Source organism: Flavobacterium daemonense, from assembly GCF_007341385.1.
GTDB lineage: Bacteria > Bacteroidota > Bacteroidia > Flavobacteriales > Flavobacteriaceae > Flavobacterium > Flavobacterium daemonense.
The window spans coordinates 165,662-189,457 of sequence record NZ_VJYD01000005.1; the positions used below are offsets into that span (position 1 = coordinate 165,662).

Annotated in this window: 18 protein-coding genes; 8 read left to right on the forward strand and 10 right to left on the reverse strand. The window is 33.3% G+C overall.

What is annotated here, in order from left to right; translation table 11 throughout:
- Positions 1 to 224: 224 nt before the first annotated feature.
- The 4 genes from FND99_RS08650 to FND99_RS08665 form a co-directional block, all read right to left on the reverse strand.
- On the reverse strand, positions 225 to 1,691 hold the full coding sequence (locus FND99_RS08650; protein ID WP_144337570.1) for a M28 family metallopeptidase: 1,467 nt from the start codon (positions 1,689 to 1,691) through the stop codon (positions 225 to 227).
- 267 nt (positions 1,692 to 1,958) lie between these two features.
- Positions 1,959 to 4,205, reverse strand: coding sequence for a hypothetical protein (locus FND99_RS08655; RefSeq protein WP_144337571.1), 2,247 nt, complete (start codon positions 4,203 to 4,205; stop codon positions 1,959 to 1,961).
- Between the two features lie 93 nt (positions 4,206 to 4,298).
- Positions 4,299 to 6,953 (reverse strand): TonB-dependent receptor, encoded by a 2,655-nt coding sequence (locus tag FND99_RS08660; RefSeq protein WP_246074197.1) that lies wholly within the window; start codon positions 6,951 to 6,953, stop codon positions 4,299 to 4,301.
- A 63-nt stretch (positions 6,954 to 7,016) separates the two neighbouring features.
- Positions 7,017 to 7,934 (reverse strand): GLPGLI family protein, encoded by a 918-nt coding sequence (locus tag FND99_RS08665; protein ID WP_144337573.1) that lies wholly within the window; start codon positions 7,932 to 7,934, stop codon positions 7,017 to 7,019.
- A gap of 235 nt (positions 7,935 to 8,169) precedes the next feature.
- Between FND99_RS08665 and FND99_RS08670 the strand changes: the two genes are divergently transcribed.
- Together FND99_RS08670 and FND99_RS08675 are read left to right on the forward strand one after the other, a co-directional pair.
- The gene (locus FND99_RS08670) at positions 8,170 to 8,985 is read left to right on the forward strand and encodes a hypothetical protein (protein WP_144337574.1); all 816 of its coding nucleotides are present in this window, start codon (positions 8,170 to 8,172) and stop codon (positions 8,983 to 8,985) included.
- On the forward strand, positions 8,985 to 9,599 hold the full coding sequence (locus tag FND99_RS08675) for a deoxynucleoside kinase (protein ID WP_144337575.1): 615 nt from the start codon (positions 8,985 to 8,987) through the stop codon (positions 9,597 to 9,599). Before FND99_RS08670 ends, FND99_RS08675 begins: the two co-directional genes overlap by 1 nt.
- A gap of 440 nt (positions 9,600 to 10,039) precedes the next feature.
- Here FND99_RS08675 and FND99_RS08680 read toward each other — a convergent pair whose 3' ends face one another.
- From FND99_RS08680 to FND99_RS08700, 5 genes are all read right to left on the reverse strand, one after another.
- Entirely contained in the window at positions 10,040 to 12,613 is a 2,574-nt protein-coding gene (locus tag FND99_RS08680) for a sodium-translocating pyrophosphatase (protein WP_144337576.1), read from the reverse strand.
- Positions 12,614 to 12,725: 112 nt separating this feature from the next.
- Positions 12,726 to 13,256 carry an inorganic diphosphatase gene (locus tag FND99_RS08685; RefSeq protein WP_144337577.1) on the reverse strand — a complete coding sequence of 177 codons (531 nt, stop codon included), beginning with the start codon at positions 13,254 to 13,256 and terminating at the stop codon, positions 12,726 to 12,728.
- Positions 13,257 to 13,367: 111 nt separating this feature from the next.
- Positions 13,368 to 13,967: a DNA-3-methyladenine glycosylase family protein gene (locus tag FND99_RS08690; RefSeq protein ID WP_144337578.1), complete on the reverse strand. Its 600-nt coding sequence runs from the start codon at positions 13,965 to 13,967 to the stop codon at positions 13,368 to 13,370.
- Between the two features lie 244 nt (positions 13,968 to 14,211).
- Positions 14,212 to 16,716 (reverse strand): DUF5686 family protein, encoded by a 2,505-nt coding sequence (locus tag FND99_RS08695; RefSeq protein ID WP_407925342.1) that lies wholly within the window; start codon positions 16,714 to 16,716, stop codon positions 14,212 to 14,214.
- A gap of 64 nt (positions 16,717 to 16,780) precedes the next feature.
- Complete coding sequence (locus FND99_RS08700; RefSeq protein ID WP_144337579.1) at positions 16,781 to 17,758, reverse strand: pyruvate dehydrogenase complex E1 component subunit beta; 978 nt, start codon at positions 17,756 to 17,758, stop codon at positions 16,781 to 16,783.
- Positions 17,759 to 18,250: 492 nt separating this feature from the next.
- On the opposite strand from FND99_RS08700, the gene FND99_RS08705 reads away from it, so the two are divergent.
- The 4 genes from FND99_RS08705 (at position 18,251) to FND99_RS08720 (ending at position 21,794) form a co-directional block, all read left to right on the forward strand.
- Positions 18,251 to 18,997: an electron transfer flavoprotein subunit beta/FixA family protein gene (locus tag FND99_RS08705; RefSeq protein ID WP_144337580.1), complete on the forward strand. Its 747-nt coding sequence runs from the start codon at positions 18,251 to 18,253 to the stop codon at positions 18,995 to 18,997.
- 75 nt (positions 18,998 to 19,072) lie between these two features.
- The gene (locus FND99_RS08710; RefSeq protein WP_026728511.1) at positions 19,073 to 20,041 is read left to right on the forward strand and encodes an electron transfer flavoprotein subunit alpha/FixB family protein; all 969 of its coding nucleotides are present in this window, start codon (positions 19,073 to 19,075) and stop codon (positions 20,039 to 20,041) included.
- Between the two features lie 161 nt (positions 20,042 to 20,202).
- Complete coding sequence (locus FND99_RS08715; RefSeq protein ID WP_144337581.1) at positions 20,203 to 20,826, forward strand: bifunctional nuclease family protein; 624 nt, start codon at positions 20,203 to 20,205, stop codon at positions 20,824 to 20,826.
- Positions 20,827 to 20,942: 116 nt separating this feature from the next.
- Positions 20,943 to 21,794 (forward strand): thymidylate synthase, encoded by an 852-nt coding sequence (locus FND99_RS08720; RefSeq protein WP_144337582.1) that lies wholly within the window; start codon positions 20,943 to 20,945, stop codon positions 21,792 to 21,794.
- Between the two features lie 40 nt (positions 21,795 to 21,834).
- Here FND99_RS08720 and FND99_RS08725 read toward each other — a convergent pair whose 3' ends face one another.
- Positions 21,835 to 22,131 (reverse strand): isoamylase early set domain-containing protein, encoded by a 297-nt coding sequence (locus FND99_RS08725; protein ID WP_144337583.1) that lies wholly within the window; start codon positions 22,129 to 22,131, stop codon positions 21,835 to 21,837.
- A 245-nt stretch (positions 22,132 to 22,376) separates the two neighbouring features.
- On the opposite strand from FND99_RS08725, the gene FND99_RS08730 reads away from it, so the two are divergent.
- Complete coding sequence (locus FND99_RS08730; protein ID WP_144337584.1) at positions 22,377 to 22,715, forward strand: 2TM domain-containing protein; 339 nt, start codon at positions 22,377 to 22,379, stop codon at positions 22,713 to 22,715.
- Between the two features lie 17 nt (positions 22,716 to 22,732).
- Positions 22,733 to 23,215, forward strand: coding sequence for a dihydrofolate reductase (locus FND99_RS08735; protein ID WP_144337585.1), 483 nt, complete (start codon positions 22,733 to 22,735; stop codon positions 23,213 to 23,215).
- Positions 23,216 to 23,796: the final 581 nt, after the last annotated feature.

Consider the following 23,796-nt stretch of genomic DNA (forward strand, 5'->3'; position numbering starts at 1 on the left):
TATAACCTACGCATTAATTCAACACTGATGAAACGGATTTACTTCGTAAAGACGCGGATAAAAAACGGATTTTTTTACTTTGTTTTTTATCTGATTGTGATTTTTTAAAATCTGTTTTTATCCGCGTTTTCGTGATAGCGAATCCGCTTGATCTGCGTCTAAAATTCAACGCTGATAAAGCTGATTTACTTCGTAAAGACGCGGTTGAAAACGGTATTTTTTATTTATCTTTCCAATTTTACGTCTGGCAATGTTTTAGGACGATTAGGATCATTAGATAAAATCCAACCTGTTCTGTAAATCCATTCTGTCATTTTGTGCAGTTTCACGAAATCAATATTTTCAGATTCATCCATTGGCGTATGATATTGGCTGTGCAAGACACTCGTGTAAAAAACCGAAGGAATTCCTTTTCTTGCATAAGGCAAATGATCAGAACGGAAGTAGAAATACTCTGGATGTTCTGGTCGGTCCCAAAGTTTATCCAAATCAAATTTTGGACCTTCGTCATTTGCTTGTTTAGCAATTGCTACCAAATCAGATGAATTTTCATGCGGAGAACTAGAACCCAACAATGCGGCTTGATTCACATTATTTCTTCCAATCATATCTCCGTTTAAAACTGCAATAATATCTTTTTCTGGAACTGTTGGATGCGCTGCATACCATCTTGATCCTAACAAACCACGTTCTTCAGAACCGTGAAATACAAACAAAGCGGTTCTTTTTCCTGGCTGTTTTTTATATGCTCTTGCAATTGCCAACATTGCAACACAGGTACTTGCATTATCATCGGCACCATTATAAATAGAATCCTGACCATATTTTTGACGAACTCCGTCATGATCTTGATGTCCGCTGAAAAGCACATATTCATTTTTCAATTTAGGATCTGTTCCTGCAATTGTTCCCACAACATTTACCGAAGGATATTTATAGGTTTCAGAAACCACTTCTGTCGATAAAATGTCTTTTGTTGTTTTTAAATATTCTAATTGATCTCCGTGTACCCAAAAAACCGGCATTGTTGCTCCAATTTTATCACGGAAACCTTCAATTCCATAAATTCCTCTTGTCATTTGTGGTTCAACCTGCGACCAGCTTTGTTCTGCTAATTCATCAGCAACCATGATCAATGCTACTGCACCTTTTTTCACAACAAGATCATAGTATTTATTACGCACCAAGCCTGGATAACGTCTGTCAAAAAGTGATATATCATCTGCAATTCCTTCTTTAGAAGTTAATAACACAACTGCTTTTCCTTTAATATCGGCTTTCTCAATTTCTTCTTTTGTTGCCGCTCCTAAATAAACTAATGAACCTTCAACTTTTATGTTGGTCGTTTCTGCAACCAGAACTTCCTTCCATAATTTATATTCTTTTTGTCCAATTTTAAATTTAGTATTTGGAGTAACTTGATGTCTGTATAAATCAAAAAACTGGAAATAAGTCCCGTCATCTCCTGCTGGTGCCATTCCGGCTTCTTTAGCTTTATTGGCAAGCCACATCGACACTTTTAATTCGTCAAGTGTTCCAGCTTCACGACCGTTAAAGTGGTCACCGGCCATTTGATACATATCAGTTTTAAGATCTTTATCAGTTATTGCCGAAACTAATGGTTTTTTAACTGTTTGCGCAAAAGTCACTGCTCCTGAGGCAAGTAAAACAAGGAGTATTTTGTTTTTCATACATTTTAATTTTATAATCCAAACTTAATCATTTCAAGGCAAAATCTTTGACTTTTTTACATCAAAAACAACGATTAGCAATGATTAATAAAGAAAAATGGCCATCCATACAGACAGCCATTGCATTTTTCACAAGTATTAATATTTTATGTCACACGGATAATACAAATTTAAATCGATGAATACGGATTTTTACATTAAATCAGCTAAAATCCATTTAATCCGCGTTATCTGTGCGCTTGATTTAGTTATTTTACTTGTAAAACCTTAATAGGTTCCGTTTTGCATTTTGGTCAAAGTTTCCTTGATATCAGTTGCAATCTCTAGTTCGGTCACAGCATTTAAAAATTTAACAGCTAAAGTTTGGGTTTCAATCGCTTTCTGTTTTTGGCCATCTTTATAATATAATTGCGCCAATGTATCTAAATAATATGGATTATTTTTTGTAACCGCTAAACTATATTCTGACCATTTAATAGCTTCTTTCAAAAAGTTGGAGTTTTCTGGTTTTAAAACTACTGTCCAAGCGGCATTATTGCTTAGGTTTGAATGATACTCTTTAAAAGAATTCCATCCATCATACGCATATGACGAAGACGAATCTAAAGTCGAAAACATTGTATCTAATTTTTCAATTGGGCTTGATGCTGTTAAATTAGAATCAAAATAGGTGCTGAACTCTTTTAAGAAATCAATGTTTGAAGTGGTTGTGTCTTCTGCATTATTTAAATATTGAAAATAATTACTGTACGATTCGAAATTTCCTTTTCCTAAAGCAATTATCTTTTTGTACACTGCAATATTCTTGTCCTTATTTACATCTGAAGAAGATTTCTCCTGAGCAATATAAGTATTAGCCTGCAATGCCGAAGAAATTTCAGAAATTACATTTCCTAAATTGTGTACTTCACCTTCTTTATTATTGAATTCTGTTCGGTTATTTTCAATATCTTCAGAATGCTTCAATAAATAATCAATTGCTAAAAAGTCAATATCATTTAGGATTTTGTCTTCGTTAAAAAGCTGTTTTGTAAATCCTTGATTTTTGATTTCTTTTACAATAGTCTCAGTTAGATACATATTTACATTTTTATCTTTTTGATGCGCTTCAATCAGGTTTTTCCAGACTTGAACAACTTCTTTTTTATCTAATGAAGATTTAGTCATTACAAAATCAGTAGAATTAACAACCTCCGGTCCATAATCTGAATCGTAATCATATGAAATTTCTAAAACTGCAGCTCTATTAAAAGCTCTCACCAATTCTATATCGGTCGCTTTTTTGTTTTTGACTGTTTTATTGAAATAAATGAAAGCATTCGCACGCTGTAATTTTTTATATAAATCGCCATAATATCCAAACTGATAACTCTTATCTGATAAATCAGATTTTGCCGATGCCAAAATATCTCCCTCACCATTTAAAACCAATATGCTTGGATCATTTGTTATCTTATTATTTTTAAGCCATTTTTTATCATCCGCGCTAGCCAAATAAAAATTGTAAACATCATAAACCGCATTGTAACCGTCATACATATTAATTGCGGCCTGCGTCTCTTGATCTTTTACAAAGGCATCAAAATTCTCTTTTCCTAAAGTTTTATTGCTATTAACATAAAGTGCTAAAAACTTGATTTTTGCTTCTTTTGTTGCGGTCAATGCACTTTTTAAATTGTCTTCTATTTTTAATTTAAAATCGTACGCTTTTGCGTATACCGAATCGACAGAAACAGGTGCGCCATAATCCATTACAGCAGTACTATCAGTGGCTGGGTACGCATAATCTGTTTTTAAATAATCCTCTTTTCCTGGATAAGTCCAATTTGAAATTATTTGATTTTCAACAGGAATTACATTTAGTGGTTTTGGTGGCTTTGGCGTATTTTCATTTATAAACACTAGTGTTTTTTTTCCTAAAGGCTCAGAAATCTTTAGCTCATTTGTTTTTCTATCAAACGAACCGCCAATTTTTAAGTCCTTCAAAGCAAATTCATAACTTATAGTTACTTCAGAAACATCTTTAGGCAATTCATATTTACAAACATTGCTTTTGCCATCAAAATCTTCATAGACCAAATACAAGTAATTGGTTTTCTCGATTTCAAACTCTAAATCAGTTTTTTCCCAATTTGGGTCTATTTTAGTCTTGATGTCTGACAATCTTTGATAAACAACATCTTCTGTTTCGTTTTGAGTTCCTATATAAAAGGAATAATATGAAGAATCCGAAAACTTAACTTTAATTTTTTTTGCTTTTTTATTCTTTGCAAAAGCTAGATTAAAATTGCTTTCTTGCTTCTCTTTTTGAAAAAACAATAGTGAATCGCCTTGAATCTCATAATTTCCGGAATAAAAAACCAGCTCGTATTTATTATTTTCTAATAAATTCAACTTGATATTTTCTCCTTTATTTGTAGATAAATAAGTTCCTTTTTCAAGTCCTTTTGCTTGAGAAAAGGCCGAAAGAATTACACAAAAAAGCATTGTGAAACTCCATATGAAATTACGCATGGTTCTTTTTTTTTTTGATAATTAATACGACGTAAAGATATTTTATTTTTACTGAAATTAAGTATCAAAACAAATATTTTTATAGTTAAAATACTACAAATTATATTTCATCGAAAAGATGATGTAGCGAGGCTGAACAGTATATTGTGAAACTCTAGTCGAAAATTGAAAGAAACTGTCATCATTTAAATAAGTTGTATTTAATAAATTGGTTGCCGACAATTTGTATTCCCATTTACTATCTTTTTTCTGATAGACCAAACTGGCGCTCAAGAAGTCATATTCGTTATCAACTGTTTTATTTGAATTATAATAATGATAGAATTCATATTCTGAAACAAATGAAAAACTTTTCCAGAAATAATAATCCAAGCGCGCAAAAGGCTTGTCTGTATAATAAGTAGAACCACTATATTGATTGATTAAAGCATTATACCCTATTTCTAAATTCGGGAAATTTTTATAATTTGTTGCCGCTTTTACAGTATAACTCTGCGTAAAACTTTCTGTTGTTGCCAAAACATTATTCTGAATATTATTAAATTTTGACCAGTTCAAACTCGCCGTTGCTGATACTTTATAATTTTTTAAAAAAGAACGTCCATAGCTTCCCATTCCGCTCGCCGTTTCATCTGCTAAATTTGAATTGTAAGGAACGGAAGATTGATTAATTCCATCAAAATTTGCTTTTGTTTTAATTGCATCCACTTTTTTGGTGTACGTTGCATTGGCAAAAATATTTTCAAAATTGAACATGTTGTATTTGAAGTAACGAAGCGAATGTACTTGTGAAGTTGCATTTTCTAAAAAACGATTCCCTCTAAACAAACTGCTGTAATCTGACAAAACATAACCCGCCGCCAACTGATTTATATCTGTAAAATCGTTTGACAAAGAGAAATTGTACGTCAATGTTTCTGATTTTTTGATTTGATACAAAGCAAAGAAATCAGGTAGTACTTTCGTAAAACTTTGAGAATAATCGGTTCCCAGCTGTCCGTTTGTCATTTGATACGTATGCAAACTCACTCCCGGTGTCAAAGTAAATTTTCCTGTCAATATTTTAAAATGAAATCCTAAAAAAGCATCATTAAATCTATAATCAACATCATTGTTGTTTTCTGGCGCATTCAAATCATTTTTGTTCCCGTTATCCAGCATCTGGAAAATATGAGAATTAAAATTTTGATATGAATACGTATTTCCTAAAGTAACATTGAAATTGCTTTTTGGCGTTACCATATAATAGTAATCCAGTTTTGCATCGAGTTTATTTGTTTTCACAAAACGATCCTGATTCAAATCATTTCGGTTTTGTCCCGAAATATATCCCGCCAAATCAAAAGGCTGCGAACGCAGATTGGCATTGTAAAACGGATTCTCATCTTGATATAAATGTTGCGCTTCAAAAGCAAAAATGTTTTTATCGCTTTGCGTATAATACAAACTCAAATTTTGATTTACAGATGTTGGATCTTGTTTCTTTTGTGTCAAAATGGTTTCAATTGCCGAAACATTATTCACAACCGATTCACGAAGCAAATCTGTATCTTCATCTTGTTTTGATAGTTTGGTCAAGATGTCGTAATCGAACTGAAATTTATCGCTTGGTTTGTAACTCGAACTCAATTTAAAAAGCCCCAAATTATTTTTTTGATGTGTCATTTCATCACGTTTCTGCTGATCTCCAGAATCCAAAATTGTAGTTTGCGATTTGGTTTCTAAATCTGTTTTTGAAACCGAAAGAATTCCGAAACCACTAATGTTCCAAGCTTTTGTCGGATTATAGAAAAAATTAGTTGCACCGAATTTGGTTTCAATTTCTTTAGCTCTATTGTTTCTTAAAACTGAAATTCCCAAATCATTTGACGAAACATTAAAATTGCTTCCGCCCTTTTTCATCATATTTTTGAAACCTCCGGTGAATTTGAAATAATCTTGCGCAGTAAGAGGCAATTCGCCAATATTATTGAAATTGGTAATTAAATTAATGCTGTATTTTGGACTGTAATAAAATAATTTCGGATTGATAATATAACGGCTGTCAAGCTCGGCAACACCAATTCCTGCAGTAACATCTCCAAACCAGAAATTCTTTTTTCCCGATTTCAGTTTGATATTCATAGCCACATTATCCTGATCATTTTCAAGACCTTTTAACTGACTAACTTCATTGTAATTTCTTAAAACCTGAACTTTATCTATGGCATCAGCCGGAATATTTTTCACGCCAAGTTTTGTATCTCCGTCAAAAAAATCTTTCCCTTCAACCATTAATTTGCTGACTTTTTTACCCTCGACTTCAATTTCACCATCGGCATTTACCTCAACTCCAGGCAATTTTTTCAAGACATCTTCGAGTTTTTTTTCTGTTCCCGATTTAAATGAATCGGCGTTATAAACAATTGTATCACCTTTTATAGAAACCGGCATTTCACGAACAATTTCAACACCTTCAAGTTCTATTCCGGCACCGTCCATAACAATATTCTGAACGATATTTTCGTTATTGGTCGAAATTGCCATTTCTTTAGATTTCATTCCAAGATAACTTATCTTAATGGTATAGGAAGTATTTGGCTTTAAAGTCAGCTGAAATTTTCCTTTATCGTTCGTAATTCCATACGAATCCATTGCTTTAGTACCATTATTTACGGCCATAATATTAGCCATTTCCAACGGATTTTTCTGCTCGTCTTGAATAACGCCATCAAAACGAACGCTTTGAGCAAAAGATATCGAGGTCATTAAAAAAATGACGCAAAAAAGTATATTTTTCATGGAGAAAACTAAAAGATGATTTGCTTATAATTATCGTCTAATCATTATTGGACCACCGCCTGGACCGCCTTCACGGCCACGGTTCATTTCTCTAAACTCTTCCATTTTTTTGATTACAGTTTCGTCGTAATCTTTCTGAGAAATTGTTTTTCCTCTTGTTGGTGCTTTTATTTCGACTTTGTCTTTGGCATTCAAAACAATTTTTGAACATAAAATAGTTGTTCTTCCGTCATTCACTTCCAAAATTAAACCTGGAAGACCCCAATAATTTTCTGGACCTTGGTTAACTGGAATTTCTGGAGAATACCAAGCTGTTATGATAATTTCTTTTGGAATTTCGAAGTTGTCCTGAAAGTTTGTTTTAGTTTCACCCGAAGTTTTCTTTGCATCATCTTTTTTCTCTTCCGGTTTTTTATCATCAGCGTTTTTTGGTCTGAAATTTCTAAAATCAGTTTTGCTTGCTTCTTTTACTGCCGTTGCCTTGTAACAAGTATAACCGCCAATTTGCTTGGTTTCTGACTCCATTTTCCAGTTTAATTTTGGCAAAGAATCAACCACCAGAAATTCTTTCCCCATAAACTCTTTATCAACCGTATAGGATTTGGTCTTTACATTTTTATAAAAAGTGCCGCCGCCGCCCATAAACGAATTCATCATAATTCGCATTCCTCCTTGTTGCTGTCCCGGAGCATCTAGTTTTTCTTCTTCTTTATAAATTGAAGCCGATTTGTCAAAATTTAAAATAAAGGTTTTTTCAAGCATTTTTTTCATTCGCTCTTCCATTGTTTTTTGCATTTCAGGCGTAATGTCACGATTTCCCGGACGCATTCCATCAAGTTTAGGTGCCTGCGTTTTTGACTCGTAAACAGCCATTCCCTGAAAATCTTTCTGTGCCTGCATTTGGGTAAAAACAAGCATCAAAGACAAATAAAAAACCACTTTTTTCATTTTCATTTTATTTTAAATTGAGCAAATCGTATAAAAGTTATAACCAAATGTATTATTAATTTTAAAATAGTAAAAATATAATATATCAATGCTTTTAAGACATAGACGGAACACGCTATTATTTAGACTATTACAACAAAAAAGACTGAATTAGTAAATTTTCTAAAATATGCCCTTTTTAATCTTTTTATAATACGGTTTTTTGTAATTTGGCACGACAGAAACCCAAAAAATCATGACTAAAGCAGCAATAAATATTTTATTTTTCCTTTTAATTGCTGTTATTCCGACTTCTTTTTCGGCTCAAAATTCAAAAATAAATGCAGTCAAAATTTCTCAAACAACTAATGTTGCTGATGAATATTTAGGACAAGATTCCTTTGGTTTTAACTATCAAATCACCAACAATGTTTTTAGTAAATTTAAAGGAAATGAAGTTTTTGAGTACAAAAATGTTTCATTGGGAAGAATCACAAAAAGCGATCTTCAGAATCCGTTAAAAATAGTTTTGTATTATGAAGATTTCAATACTGTTGTTTTGCTTGATAATCAGCTAAATAAAATTTCAGAAATCAATTTTTCTTTAAATTCAAATCCAATTGTTGTTAGCGCTATCGGAATGTCAACTCAAAATCAATTATGGATTTACAACAGTCTTAATCAGCAAATTGGGCTTTTTGATTATTTGAAAAACGAATATAAAACCGTTTCTATTCCGTTAACCGAACCAATTAAATATTACCAAACCGATTTTAATACTTTTTATTGGATTGATAAAAAAAACAACTGGTATTCGTGTGATATTTTTGGAAAAATTACAAGCCTAGGAAATGTAGCTGATTTTGATAAAATCGAAATAATTGATTCTCAAAAATACATTTTCAGCAAAGGCAATCTGTTGTATTTAAGGAACATTGACAAAGAAAAATCAAGTGCGGTTTCTGAAATTGAAATTTTAGAAAAATCGTTTGACAATTTCTATTACAAAGACCAAATTTTATCTATTTTTACAGCTAAAGAAATTGTAAATTATAAAATCGTAACACCGTAATGCACATAGCAATAGCAGGAAATATCGGCGCAGGAAAAACCACCTTGACCAAATTATTAGCCAAACACTTTAAATGGGAACCTCATTATGAAGATGTGGTTGATAATCCGTATTTAGACGATTTTTACCACCAAATGGAACGCTGGTCATTTAATTTACAAATCTATTTCCTGAATAGCCGTTTCCGTCAGGTGCAACAAATTCGTGAAAGCGGTAAAAAAATCATTCAAGATAGAACGATTTATGAAGATGCTTATATTTTTGCTCCCAATTTATATGCAATGGGATTAATGACGAGTCGTGATTTTGAAAATTACACTTCTTTGTTCGAATTAATGGAATCGCTTGTAAAAGCTCCAGATTTATTAATTTATTTAAGAAGTTCCATTCCAAATTTAGTAGGCCAAATTCACAAGCGTGGACGCGAATACGAAAATTCAATTTCTATTGATTATTTAAGCCGATTGAATGAAAGATATGAAGCTTGGATTCAGACTTACACGAAAGGAAAACTATTGATAATTGATGTTGATAACATTAATTTTGTTGATAATCCAGAAGATTTAGGAAACATAATTAACCGAATTGATGCTGAATTAAACGGGTTATTTTAGAACACGAATTTACTTCGTCTGTTCACCCTAGCAGGCTCGAGTCACAGGTTTACAGTAATATAAAAAATGCCTCTAAAATAATTTTAGAGGCATTTTTTATAATTTTTTTTCAAAATTTTCACTCATTATTTGCAGTAATTAATTCGAATAGTATAGTCCCTACGGGACATTGTGCTTCAATCCTTTTATTCTTCTACCAATATTGAACTCCTAAAGGAGTTTGATTTACTATTCTTTGTTCTTTATCTAATATTTATTTACATGATATATCTATCTCGTAGAGATTATATATTGGTAGAATATTATGACCACCTAAGTTTTGTCTCGTAGGGACTTTATTTTATTCACTTAATAGAAAATGCCTCTAATATTTAGAGGCATTTTTGTTTCTAAAAGCTTTGTCAAAGTTTAAAACTTCGACAAAGCCATCAAGTTTGTTCTTATTTAACAGCTTCTATTTTAGCTTTAACTTCTTCTTCAGTTCCTTCAAAAACTTCAGTTGTAGTTTTGCCATTTTCTGTTTTTGTAACAGTTCCTACCGTTTTGCCATTTTCATTTCTTAATTCAACACGAACCGATTTTTTCTCGTATTTACTAGTATCAAAACAATCCGTTTTTTGGTGCACGTATTTTCCGTTTGCGTCATAATGTGCTAAACATTTTGCTGTTTCTTCTTCAGTGCATCCTTTTTCTTTGCACATTTTAATGCATTCTTCTTTTGTCATTTTTGACAAATCACCGCATTTAGAAACGTCACCTGCATGCATTTCACTTTTCATGCAACACTTCATTTCTTTAGGAGGCAATCCGCAATGCGGAATAACTGTTTGAGATGAATGACCATCACCTAAAATTGGCGCAATTACTAACCCGATTAAACAAGTTAATTTAATTAAAATATTCATTGATGGCCCCGAAGTATCTTTAAATGGATCTCCAACAGTATCACCTGTTACTGCAGCTTTATGCGCATCAGAACCTTTATACGTCATTTCACCATTAATCATAACTCCAGCTTCAAAAGACTTTTTAGCATTGTCCCAAGCACCTCCGGCATTATTTTGAAAAACTGCCCAAAGTACTCCTGAAACTGTAACTCCAGCCATATATCCACCTAACATTTCAGCAATTAACTGATTATTATCCCCATAAACTAATTTTCCAATCAATACAATTGCAATAGGAAAACCAATTGTTAAAAATCCTGGAAGCATCATTTCGCGCAAAGCGGCTTTTGTCGAAATTTCAACACATTTTCCATATTCTGGTTTTCCAGTTCCTTCCATAATTCCTGGAATTTCCTTGAACTGACGACGCACTTCATAAACCATATCCATTGCTGCTTTTCCAACAGAATTCATTGCTAAAGCAGAAAAAACCACCGGAATCATTCCGCCGACAAACAACATTGCTAAAACTGGTGCTTTAAAAATATTGATTCCATCAATTCCTGTAAAAGTTACATATGCAGCAAATAATGCTAGTGAAGTCAAGGCTGCAGATGCAATTGCAAATCCTTTTCCGGTTGCTGCAGTTGTGTTTCCAACTGAATCTAAAATATCGGTTCTTGTACGAACTTCTTTTGGCAATTCACTCATTTCTGCAATTCCTCCAGCATTATCAGAAATTGGCCCGAAAGCATCAATCGCTAATTGCATTGCTGTTGTAGCCATCATTGCAGAAGCCGCCAACGCAACTCCGTAAAATCCCGCCAAAGCATAAGAAATCCAGATTGCTACTGCAAACAATAATACCGTTGGAAAAGTAGAAATCATTCCGGTTGCTAAACCTGCAATAACGTTTGTTCCTGCTCCTGTTGAAGATTTTTGAACAATTGCCATAACGGGTTTTGTTCCTAATCCAGTATAATATTCGGTTACAGATGAAATAGCGCCACCAACAACTAATCCGACTAATGTAGCGTAGAAAACACGCATTGAAGAAATTTGCTGTGATCCTTCTCCAAAAAATTCCATTGTCATTACTTCTGGCAACATGTGTTGCACTAAAAAGTAGCAAGCAATTGCAGTTAAACCAATAGAAACCCAGTTTCCTATATTTAATGCTTTTTGAACTTGAGCTTCTTTAGCATTATCATCTGAAATTTTTACCAGCATTGTCCCAACAATCGAAAACAAAATTCCGAAACCTGCAATCGCCATTGGAAGCAAAATTGGACCAATTCCGCCAAAAGCATCAGTAATGCTTCCGCCCATATCTTTGATAACATAATTTCCTAGAACCATTGCAGCTAACACGGTCGCAACATAAGATCCAAATAAATCAGCTCCCATTCCCGCAACGTCACCTACGTTATCACCTACGTTATCAGCAATTGTCGCAGGATTTCGCGGATCATCTTCTGGAATTCCAGCTTCAACTTTACCTACTAAATCAGCACCAACGTCAGCGGCTTTTGTATAAATTCCGCCTCCTACTCTCGCAAAAAGCGCTATAGATTCGGCACCAAGTGAAAAACCGGCCAACGTTTCTAAAACAACGGTCATTGTCTCAGTATCTTTCCAAACGCCCCCTGATAATAAATTAAAGAAAATTATAAAAAAGCCTGTTAGGCCTAAAACAGCAAGTCCTGCAACTCCAAGTCCCATTACGGTTCCGCCACCAAAAGAAACTTTTAAAGCCTGAGGCAAACTTGTACGCGCTGCCTGTGTTGTTCTAACGTTTGTTTTAGTCGCGATTTTCATTCCTATGTTTCCTGCATAAGCTGAAAACAACGCTCCAAAAATGAATGCAATTACTATAAATAAATGTGTTTTTACTCCCGGAATAAAAGTAATTCCTGCTAAGACTAAACTGGCAACAATTACAAAGATGGTTAATAACTTATATTCGGCTTTTAGAAAAGCGAGGGCTCCTTCGTAGATGTAATCTGAAATTTCTTTCATCTTACCGTCTCCGGCATCTTGTTTTAAAACCCAAGTCCTCTTTATTCCCATGAAAAGTAATCCTAAAACTGCCATGACAATTGGCAGGTAAATCATAAATGCATTCATAATATTTTATTGGTTTTGGTTAATAGTCAACAATCTAACTAAAACGAATTTAAACAAAAAAGCAATACTCCTAACGGAGTATTGCTTTTTTTATAAAATATGAATGCTAAAATTATTTAATGCTAAATAATCCTGCTGGTTTATTTTCAATGTCATCAAAACGCTTTGTACACTCAGCAATAATTGCATAAGCTTCGTTTACGTCTCCCCATCCTTCAACATCTACTTTTTTATTTTCAAGATCTTTGTAAACTTGGAAAAAGTGCTCGATTTCTTTTACTAAGTGTGGATTGATGTCTGATAAATCTGATAATGAATTCCAGATTGGATCTGAAACTGGTACACAAATAATTTTTTCGTCTGGTCCTTTATCATCTGCCATGTGGAAAACACCAATTGGCTTAACTTCCATTACACATCCAGGGAAAGTTGGTTCGTTTACTAAAACCAATACATCAAGAGGATCTCCGTCAAGTGCCAAAGTTTCTGGAATAAATCCATAATCAGCTGGGTACATCATTGAAGAGAACAACATTCTGTCGAAACGCATTCTTTTGATTTCAAAATCGTACTCGTATTTATTTCTGCTTCCTCTTGGTATTTCGATTAATACATCGAAAGTCGTTAGTTTGTCTGCGGTCATTTTCGTTTTTTATTATATCTATAATTTCGGTTGCAAAAGTAACCAAACATTCTATTTTTACAATAAAAAAACAGGTTAAATTATCTGCATTAGCTATTAAAAAACAAGCATTTAATAAGTAATTGTTCTATTTCGCTTTTTTAGGTAATGATGCCAAAGCAAATAGGTTGCATAAGACCGGTACGGGCTCCATTGTTCAGCATGAATTTCCATCTCCATCTTGTCATGAATATTGAACAATTCTTTCATTGTATTCACAACTGCAATATCGCCAAGTGGAATTAAATCTGGTTCTTCAAGACAAAACATCAAATAGATATCGATGGTCCAATTTCCAATTCCTTTGAGTTTTATAAGTTCCTCCCGAACTTGTTTTGCCGATTTTGAAGGCAGACTTTCAATATCTAACTCTTTATTTAAAACAGCTTCCGCTAAAATTTTAATGTATTTCGTTTTCTGACGGCTTACTCCAAGACTTCTAAATTCCTCATCAGACAAAACTGCCATATTTTCGGGATTGCAAGTTTTATAGGCTTTGATTTTTAAAAATGTGGCTTTCGCCGAATCTATAGAAACTTGTTGCTCCAATATAAGCAATACCAAAGTCTCAAAACCTTGTGGGCGTCTTGGAATTGGAGGCATTCCATATTTCTCGATAATTTCTAGAAATATCGGGTTTTTATTAGTAAGGAAATCAATAGCTTCTTGCATTACTTTTACTTTTGTGTCAATTCCAAAATTAATTAAAATGAAATCAATTCCTGTAAAGTTTTTTGCCCACAGATTTTACAGATCTATGCTGATATGCGCAGATTAAACAATTGCAGATTGAAAAATTAAATCTGCTTCAACCTGTTTAAATCTGTAAAATCTGTGGGCAAAAAAATATTTAAGCATAAAAAAATCGCAAAAATTTGAAACCTTTGCGACTTTGTAACTTTGAACCTTTGCAACTTTAAAAATAAAATCCAAAAGATCCTTTTACTGCAAATTTATTAGCATCTGGCATGTTTAAATAGTTTCCTCTCCAAGAGAAATCAATTCGGAACACTTTAAAAATATTTCCGATTCCGGCATTATACTCCCAATAAACATTTTCCGGCGCATTGTATGGCTGACCAGAAGCATTAATTGCTCTATTGGCATCCGAAATAGTTCCATGAACCGCTTTAATACCAATAAATTCTCTCCAGTTTAGTTTTCTCATAAACGGAACTCTTGCAAATAATCTTCCTTGAAAATTATGTTGCCATTGCAAAGTGGTATATTGATCAGTAACAAATTCGTAGAAATTTAAATTGCTAAAGGTATTTTCAATAGTCCAGTATGTCTGGTTTCCTGGAACAACGCTCATCAAGCCTAACGGAATTGTACCAAACGTTTTTCCTGTTTCAACAATAATATCTGTTCTACCCAAAGGTCCAATAATTATTGGCTGTTTATAATAAATCTGAATTTTTTGATAAGCAAAATCACTTTCAAAAACGCCTTTCAATCCATAACTGAAATTTACAAAGAAATGACTAAACGGACTGTCAACTAAATCTCTTTCAACTCCGTAGCCAATCGTTTTACGGTTCGGCATATACTCAAATTGAATATTCGCTTCAGACTGACGAACTTTGCTCTCTATAACTCCATTTGGGTTTGAAGGACTTGGCAAAGTAGAATAATAATCCAAACTAAAAGTAGGTGAAGCCGATTCCAAAGTTCGATATGAAAAACCAGTCTGAATTATAAAATTCTTCTTGGCTTCAATTTCAAAAGAAACATTGCTCAAATTAATGTTGGTTAATTTTCCGTTGCTGCTCGTTGTAAACAAAGCCGAAGACGCAAAACTTCGCCCTAAAATATCGTTTGTTGTGGTTAAACTGGCACCAATTTGTTCAATATCGCGTCTGTTTCCTCCAGAAATAATGATTCGATTTTTCTTGTCAACCATCCATTTTCCAGATACTCCGTATTTGAATTTGTTATCGTTAAAACCGTATGCCGTATAAGCCTGAACACGCCATGGATCATTTGGTCCAAAATAAGTTCTTCCTCCTACTCTTACCCTCAAGCCTTCAACTTCATTATATCCAAAGGTTGAAAAAATAGGTCCATAATCAAAGTTTTTAAACGCGACGTAACCGCTTCCTAAAATCGAGACGAGACTGTACAACTGCTTAAATCGCTTGACCGTTTGGAGTGTGTCGAGCATTTTATAAATTCCGGCTTCGTCTTTATTTAATTTCTCAAAACGATTTTCCTCCCAAAATTCGGGTGGACGGTCATAAACGGCATTGTCTATATAATTGACTTCTTCTTTATAAAACTTTTCCGGTTTTTGGATATTGAATTTATGATCTCGGTATAAAGTCGTTCGTTTTCCGTAAACTCCTTTTGATTTTTCTTTTTTATTCAAAGCAAAATCAGACATCATATAATCACGTGTCAAAAGGAAAACAGAATCGTTTTCTACTTCAAATTCCTGTTCAATATAAATATCTTTTACCCAGTTAATATTGGCACTTTTGGTAACGCCCATATTAATTTTCTTGATGGCAAAAGTTGAATCGTTTACCCAAAAATCACCTTTAAAAGTCAATTCGTTTTTTCTTCTTGGATAAAAAACAATATTATAACACCACTTTTTATCAATAAAAGCACTGTCTTTCAATACATAATTATAAACATCAATTCCGGTTTTTGAAAGCGGACTTGTAAAACTTTTATCAAAAAATTTAAGGTGGTTGTCGTAAATATTATAATCGGAATAAAGATCTTTTACGAAAGATAAAATCTGCTGGTTTCCGTTGAAACCAGACATTTTATTTCCGGTCAAATTTTCTTTTACTTTCTTTAATTTATTGTCGCCATAAACATCGTAAACCGACTCGTTAATGAAAATTGGCAAATACGTTTTTCCAGTAACATCAGAAGTATCAACATGTTGAAACACAAACTCCATTCCTTTAAAAAGTTTGTTTTTCATCAAAGCACTGTCAATTGTGTTCATATCGAACTCGACTTTTTCGTACTTCTGCATTTGATACTGATTGAATTGATAGAGTCCGTTTTTACGTTTACGTTCCCAAATTTTCCTCAAAATATCTAATGCCGGATTATTCTTTTTAGATGTTTTTCCTGTGTAAATTACAACTTCATTAAGTACTTGTTCTTCGAACAAAACAATTTTGAAATTGTAATTGACAGCTTTTTCTAAAGGAACTTCCTTATCTGAAAATCCTGCAGAAGTCACTAATAAAGCAGTATAAGTATTGGGAGATTCTAGATAAAAACGGCCATCTTCATTAGAAACAATTCCAGTATTAGATCCTTTAAAAACAATATTTGCAAAAGGTACTGGCTGATTTGACTTGTCCAAAACAATTCCACTCACTTTTGTTTGTGCAGTTCCAATACTCACTAAGGCGAATACAAAAAATAGGCTGAGTAAAATTATTCTTTTTATCATTTGGCAAAAAAAAACTTCATCAATTAATATGACTGATGAAGTTTTATAAGTATTGTTGTTTTTTTTATTTGTACATTACTTTCTTTACTGCTTTTACTACATCACCAGCGTTTGGCAACCAGTCTTTAAGCAATACAGGAGAGTAAGGTGCAGGAGTATCAGCAGTTGTAATACGCTGAATTGGAGCATCAAGGAAATCGAATGCTTGTTCCTGAACGATAAAAGTAATTTCAGAAGAAAGGCTGGCAACTGGCCAAGCTTCTTCAAGAATTACTAAACGGTTTGTTTTCTTAACCGATTTTAAGATTGCATCTTTGTCCATTGGACGAACTGTTCTTAAATCGATAATCTCACAAGAAATTCCTTCTTTAGCTAATTCATCAGCTGCAATGAAAGCTTCTTTGATGATTTTTCCAAATGAAACAATAGTTACATCTGTTCCTTCACGTTTAACATCAGCAACACCTAGAGGAATTGTGTATTCTCCGTCTGGCACTTCACCTTTGTCACCGTACATCTGCTCAGATTCCATGAAAATAACTGGATCGTTATCACGAATAGCAGATTTTAATAACCCTTTTGCATCATAAGGAGTTGAAGGAACTACAACTTTAAGACCTGGCGTATTTGCAAACCAGTTTTCTAAAGCTTGAGAGTGAGTTGCTCCTAATTGACCTGCAGAAGCAGTTGGTCCACGGAAAACGATTGGCACATTAAATTGTCCACCAGTCATTTGACGCATTTTAGCAGCATTATTTATAATTTGATCAATACCAACTAAACAGAAGTTGAAAGTCATATACTCAACAATTGGTCGGTTACCATTCATTGCAGAACCTACTGCAATTCCTGTAAACCCAAGTTCAGCAATTGGAGTATCGATTACTCTTTTTTCACCAAACTCAGCAAGCATTCCTTTTGAAGCTTTGTAAGCTCCGTTGTATTCTGCAACCTCTTCGCCCATTAAATATATGGATTCATCGCGACGCATTTCTTCGCTCATCGCTTCGCAAATGGCCTCTCTAAATTGTATTGTTCTCATATTTATATTGTATGTTGAATTTTCTGAAGAGCAAAAATAAATATTTTAAATAACTTAAAAGCATAAATTAGATTTAAAATCGCAGGAACTTTCTCCTCTTCTGACTCTTTTAACTTTTCAAAACGTGTTCTGATATTTACGAAATCGATATAATTGTTATTATTACGTCTTAAAAAACACTTTTTTTACAAATAGTATTCTATTTGTGTAATTCTGGTTTTCAATTTAGACAATTTTAAACGGAACAAATGAAAATCTAGTATAAATTACAAGGTATTTTAACGTTGACAAGATTTGACATGATTACGAAATTCCTAAGAATCAGATAAAATAGATGAATTTTTATTTTTGAAAAGTATCAAAATGGCAGTCAGATTTCATAATCTGCGAAAACGTAATAGTTTTTAAAAAATATTATGCATGCATAGTATATTATTCCGATTTTAATTTCTAAATTTGTCAAAGCATATTACAAATTCAAAATATATACTTATGAAAATATTGGTTTGCATCAGCCATGTGCCTGATACTACTTCAAAAATTAACTTCTCCAATGGTGATTCAGAATTTGATACCAATGGTGTACAATATGTAATCAACCCAAATGATGAATTTGGTTTAACACGTGCAATCTGGTTCCAAGAACAACAAGGAGCAACTGTAACTGTTGTGAATGTTGGAGGTCCAGATACTGAGCCAACTTTACGCAAAGCTTTGGCAATTGGCGCAAACGAAGCTATTCGTGTGAACGCTAATCCAACTGACGGATTTTTTGTTGCGAAACAATTAGCAGAAGTAATTAAAAATGGTGGTTACGATCTTGTAATTGCTGGAAAAGAATCTTTAGATTATAATGGCGGAATGGTTCCTGGAATGATTGCCGGAATTTTAGGTTCTAACTTTTTAAACTCTTGTACAGCACTTACTGTTGACGGAAATAATGTAAAAGCAGTTCGTGAAATTGATGGAGGAAAAGAAACTGTAAGCACTACACTTCCTTTAATTATCGGTGGACAAAAAGGTCTTGTTGAAGAGAAAGATTTACGCATCCCAAACATGAGAGGAATCATGACAGCAAGAACTAAAGCTTTAACTATTCTTGAGCCAGTTGATGCTCCTGTGAATACTAAAGCGGTGAAATTTGAAAAACCAGCTCCAAAATCAGCAGTGAAATTGATTTCTCCTGATAATTTAGATGAGTTAATCAATTTATTACACAACGAAGCGAAAGTAATCTAGTAATCAGTTTTTAGTGTTCAGTTTTCAAACGTGAAACCTGAAACCTGAAACGTGAAACCTCAAAACAAAAACATCATGTCAATATTAATATATGCAGAATCTGCAGAAGGAAAATTTAAAAAAGTTGCTTTTGAATTAGCTTCATATGCTAAAAAAGTAGCTGAATCATTAGGAACAACAGTTACAGCTTTGACTGTAAACATTAGCGACGTAAGCGAATTAGGCAAATACGGAGTTGACAAAGTTCTAAAAGTAAACAACGATAAATTAGCTGGTTTTACTGCAAAGGCTTACGCCGATGTAATTAAACAAGCTGCTGAAAAAGAAGGAACAAAAGTAGTTTTACTTTCTTCTACAACAGACAGTATTTATCTTTCATCATTAGTTGCAGTAGCTTTAAATGCTGGTTTTGCTTCAAATGTTGTTGGATTGCCAGTTAGCACTTCTCCTTTCCAGGTAAAAAGAAATGCTTTCTCTAACAAAGCATTCAACATTACTCAAATCGATACAGATGTAAAAGTTCTTGGACTTGCTAAAAACTCTTATGGAATTTTTGAAAGCGCTGGAGCCGCAGCTGCTGAAGATTTCAACCCAACAATTGGAGACAATGACTTTGGAGTAAAAGTAGAATCTGTTGAAAAAGTAACTGGAAAAGTTTCTATCGCTGATGCTGACATCGTAGTTTCTGGCGGACGCGGATTGAAAGGTCCAGAAAACTGGGGATTAGTTGAAAATTTAGCTGAAGTTTTAGGCGCTGCAACGGCATGTTCTAAACCAGTTTCTGACTTAGGATGGAGACCTCACAGCGAACACGTTGGACAAACAGGAAAACCAGTTGCAACAAACTTATACATCGCAATCGGAATTTCGGGAGCTATTCAGCATATTGCCGGAATCAACTCTTCTAAAGTAAAAGTAGTAATCAATAACGATCCAGAAGCACCTTTCTTTAAAGTAGCTGACTACGGAATTGTTGGTGATGCATTTGAAATTGTTCCTCAATTAACTGAGAAATTAAAAGCTTTTAAAGCGCAACATTCTTAATTTAAGAATTCTTAATATTATAGCTGCCTAAAAACAAGATAATCGTATCTTTGTTTTAAGGCAGCTTTTTTGTTCCATATTTTTTGATTAAAATTGCAGCTTTATTTTCTAATCAAAAATAGTATTAAAATGTGGCCTAAGTGCCCTTTTTACAATCATATATGAGTCTAGTAAAATTATCCATAAAAGGAATTTCATACAGTCAAACTCAAAATGGCGCATATGCCTTAATTTTGAATGAAGTTGATGGCGAAAGAAAATTACCTATCGTAATTGGTGCTTTTGAAGCCCAATCGATCGCTATTGCCTTAGAAAAAGAAATAAAACCTCCTCGCCCATTAACGCACGATTTATTTAAAAATTTTGCCGAACGATTTGATATTGTAGTTAAACAAGTGATCATTCACAAGCTTGTTGACGGCGTTTTTTACTCTAGCTTGATTTGCGAAAGAGATAAAATCGAAGAAATTATTGACGCAAGAACTTCTGATGCAATTGCATTAGCACTGCGTTTCAACGCACCGATTTTTACCTATAAAAACATCTTGGATAAAGCAGGTATTTACCTAAAATCAAATACTGCCGACACTGATCAAGGTGCTCAGGAAATTGATGACGTACTTTCTAACCCTGAAACTTTTGGACACGAAGAAGAAACAAATCAGTCTGGCGATGTGTACTCAAAACACACTTTACAGGAACTGAACGAACTTCTTGATCAAGCAGTTTCTCAGGAAGATTACGAAAAAGCAGCAAAAATTAGAGACGAAATCTCTAGGAGATAATTTTTCGGCTATAAGCCGTAAGCTTTAGGCTATAAGCTTGAAGCATAATCATAAAAAAACAAACTTTAAGCATTAGGAAAAAGCCTAAAGCTTAAAGCCTAAAGCTTAAAGCAAAGATGAAGCAATACTTAGATTTAGTAAAACACGTTTTAGAAAACGGCAATCAAAAAGGAGACAGAACCGGAACTGGAACTAAAAGCGTTTTTGGTTACCAAATGCGTTTTGATTTAAGTGAAGGTTTCCCAATGGTTACAACAAAAAAACTTCATTTAAAATCTATCATTTACGAATTGCTATGGTTCTTGAAAGGGGATACAAACATTAAGTATCTTCAGGAAAACGGAGTGAAAATCTGGGATGAATGGGCGGATTCTAATGGTGATTTAGGACCTGTTTACGGGCACCAATGGAGGAACTGGAACAGTGAAGAAATCGATCAGATTTCTGAATTGATTACAGAATTGAAAACAAATCCGAACAGCCGACGCATGCTGGTTTCAGCTTGGAACCCATCGGTTTTGCCAGATACAAAAAAATCTTTTGAAGAAAATGTAGCAAACAACAAGGCAGCTTTGCCTCCTTGCCACGCCTTTTTCCAATTTTATGTTTCGAGTCCCGATTTAGAAAAAGGCGAAACTAAAGGCAAACTTTCCTGCCAGCTGTATCAGCGAAGCGCAGATATCTTTTTAGGAGTTCCTTTCAACATTGCTTCTTATGCATTATTGACCATGATGATTGCACAAGTATGCGACCTTGAAGCAGGTGAATTTATTCACACTTTTGGCGACGCACATATTTACAATAATCATTTTGATCAATTGGAATTACAACTTTCAAGAGAGCCAAAACCACTACCAAAAATGATTTTAAATCCAGCGATTAAAAACATTTTTGATTTTGATTTCAACGACTTTACACTTGCCGATTATGAACCACATCCGGGAATAAAAGGAAGTGTTGCAGTATAAACATAAAAAAATCCGCTTAGAAAAATTTAAGCGGATTTTTTTATATTGCTACAACACTGTTTTCGCTGCCAGCAAAATCATTCCATTTATAAAAATCAGCTTCAGGCTCATTTACATAAACTCCGTCAATTAAATACTTGAACTCGTAAATAGCATCTTTTACCAAGTCGTAAGTTGCTTTAAAAGTTCCGTTTTTTAATTTGCTCAAAGTTCCTTCTTCTGGATTCCAATTATTGAAATCTCCAACTACAGCAGCTGTACTTGCATCTTTTGCATCTATAGAAAAAGTGACTTTTACCACTGGTTTTGTTTTGATAAATTGTTTCTTTAAAGACATAACTATTTAGTTTTTAGATTGATATATCTAAAATTACACAAATTCAGCTGAACTTTCAATACCCCGTTATCCGATTTACGACAATAGCAAAAATGATTATTTATTTTAATGATATCCACAAATTAATCCACAATAATTTTCTGATTCTAAATTCTTAACTTATTCACAGGCAAATATTATAGAATCAAAATTCCTTCTTTTGAAAATAAATTTTAACTTTATAACCTCATTTCATTTAATATCGTATGGAAAAAGAAGTACAGGAACAATATGAATATGCAAGAAGAAGAATTAGACAAAAGAAAATTCTCTATTTTCATTTTGTACTTTTTCTAATAGGAAGTTTATTTTTATTTGTCGCTAACCGATTTTTTGGTTTTGGCGAAGGAAGCAGTCAAAACTGGTGCATATGGGGAATTACGATTTGGTTTTTTCTATTTATTCTGCACTTCATCAAAGTCTATATTACTGACAGATTTATGAATAAAAAATGGGAAAGAGAGCAAATTGACCGACTTGTTACTTTGCAGCAAAAAAGAATCAGTCAATTAGAATCCAAAATAAATGAGGATACTGAAAAATAAATTTAGTTTAGAATGCCATGATTATAATGATAGCGGCGGTAGCCGAAAATAATGCCCTTGGAAAAAACAATGATTTAGTTTGGCACTTGCCAAACGATTTTAAACGATTTAAATCTCTTACAACAAATCATCATATTATTATGGGAAGAAAAACATTTGAAAGCTTCCCAAAACCATTGCCTAATAGAACTCACGTAATTATTACACGACAAAGCGATTATCATCCTGAAGGTTGTATTGTTGTTGACAGCATTGAAAAAGCAATCGCAATTTGTCCAGAAAACGAAGATTCGTATGTTATTGGCGGAGGAGAAATTTACAATCTTGCATTGCCTTTTGCTGATATCATAGAAATAACTAAAGTTCATCATACTTTTGATGCTGATACTTTTTTCCCAAAAATCAGTGAAAAAGACTGGTTGCTTGTTGAAAGCGAAGAAAACTTTAAAGATGAAAAACATCTTTATGACTACACTTACGAAACTTATATCCGTAAATAAAAAAACATCCTCTTTTGGAGGATGTTTTTTAAGAATGATCGATTTTTAGATGTGGCTTATTCCAGAAATAGTTTTGTAAAAAAAATCCAAATGTTTAAAACATTTGAAAAAACTGAATAACATAATGTTAATTGAGAACAAGCCTCAAAAGTGCCTTTAATAACAAATACCACTAAGATATTAAAGGCAAGAAAATTAAAATTTCCAAAAACAAATTTAATCCTAAGAACGTATTTTGCACTTTTAAAAAGGGCAGTGCGATTTGAAAAGAGCACTGTTAAAACTACTTTCTGAACCAAATGAAATTACTCGCGCAAAAAAAGTAATCATTTGTTTTTAAGCCATATTTCTAATCAATCATAAAACTTTCATCATTTTTATCTTTGACAAAATTGAGCATAAAACCGGCAGTACACAATACCCACTTTTAGTGATTTTTGAAAAATACCCACTTTTGGTGATGCTTAATCGACCTTAAAATTCAGAGTCAAATAAAGCGTCGCACCTTTCTTTTACAACATTTGATTTACAATTTAAAAAACCATTAACAGTTAAGTCAGATTGTATTATATTTGCCTAAA

Coding starts and splice junctions, on each gene's coding strand:
- FND99_RS08650 (WP_144337570.1), bottom strand. CDS start 1,691: ATGAAAAACAAAATACTCCTTGTTTTACTTGCCTCAGGAGCAGTGACT.
- FND99_RS08720 (WP_144337582.1), top strand. CDS start 20,943: ATGAAGCAATACTTAGATTTAGTAAAACACGTTTTAGAAAACGGCAAT.
- FND99_RS08710 (WP_026728511.1), top strand. CDS start 19,073: ATGTCAATATTAATATATGCAGAATCTGCAGAAGGAAAATTTAAAAAA.
- FND99_RS08675 (WP_144337575.1), top strand. CDS start 8,985: ATGCACATAGCAATAGCAGGAAATATCGGCGCAGGAAAAACCACCTTG.
- FND99_RS08685 (WP_144337577.1), bottom strand. CDS start 13,256: ATGACCGCAGACAAACTAACGACTTTCGATGTATTAATCGAAATACCA.
- FND99_RS08665 (WP_144337573.1), bottom strand. CDS start 7,934: ATGAAAAAAGTGGTTTTTTATTTGTCTTTGATGCTTGTTTTTACCCAA.
- FND99_RS08670 (WP_144337574.1), top strand. CDS start 8,170: ATGACTAAAGCAGCAATAAATATTTTATTTTTCCTTTTAATTGCTGTT.
- FND99_RS08705 (WP_144337580.1), top strand. CDS start 18,251: ATGAAAATATTGGTTTGCATCAGCCATGTGCCTGATACTACTTCAAAA.
- FND99_RS08680 (WP_144337576.1), bottom strand. CDS start 12,613: ATGAATGCATTTATGATTTACCTGCCAATTGTCATGGCAGTTTTAGGA.
- FND99_RS08660 (WP_246074197.1), bottom strand. CDS start 6,953: ATGACCTCGATATCTTTTGCTCAAAGCGTTCGTTTTGATGGCGTTATT.
- FND99_RS08735 (WP_144337585.1), top strand. CDS start 22,733: ATGATTATAATGATAGCGGCGGTAGCCGAAAATAATGCCCTTGGAAAA.
- FND99_RS08690 (WP_144337578.1), bottom strand. CDS start 13,967: ATGCAAGAAGCTATTGATTTCCTTACTAATAAAAACCCGATATTTCTA.
- FND99_RS08655 (WP_144337571.1), bottom strand. CDS start 4,205: ATGCGTAATTTCATATGGAGTTTCACAATGCTTTTTTGTGTAATTCTT.
- FND99_RS08725 (WP_144337583.1), bottom strand. CDS start 22,131: ATGTCTTTAAAGAAACAATTTATCAAAACAAAACCAGTGGTAAAAGTC.
- FND99_RS08695 (WP_407925342.1), bottom strand. CDS start 16,716: ATGATAAAAAGAATAATTTTACTCAGCCTATTTTTTGTATTCGCCTTA.
- FND99_RS08700 (WP_144337579.1), bottom strand. CDS start 17,758: ATGAGAACAATACAATTTAGAGAGGCCATTTGCGAAGCGATGAGCGAA.
- FND99_RS08730 (WP_144337584.1), top strand. CDS start 22,377: ATGGAAAAAGAAGTACAGGAACAATATGAATATGCAAGAAGAAGAATT.
- FND99_RS08715 (WP_144337581.1), top strand. CDS start 20,203: ATGAGTCTAGTAAAATTATCCATAAAAGGAATTTCATACAGTCAAACT.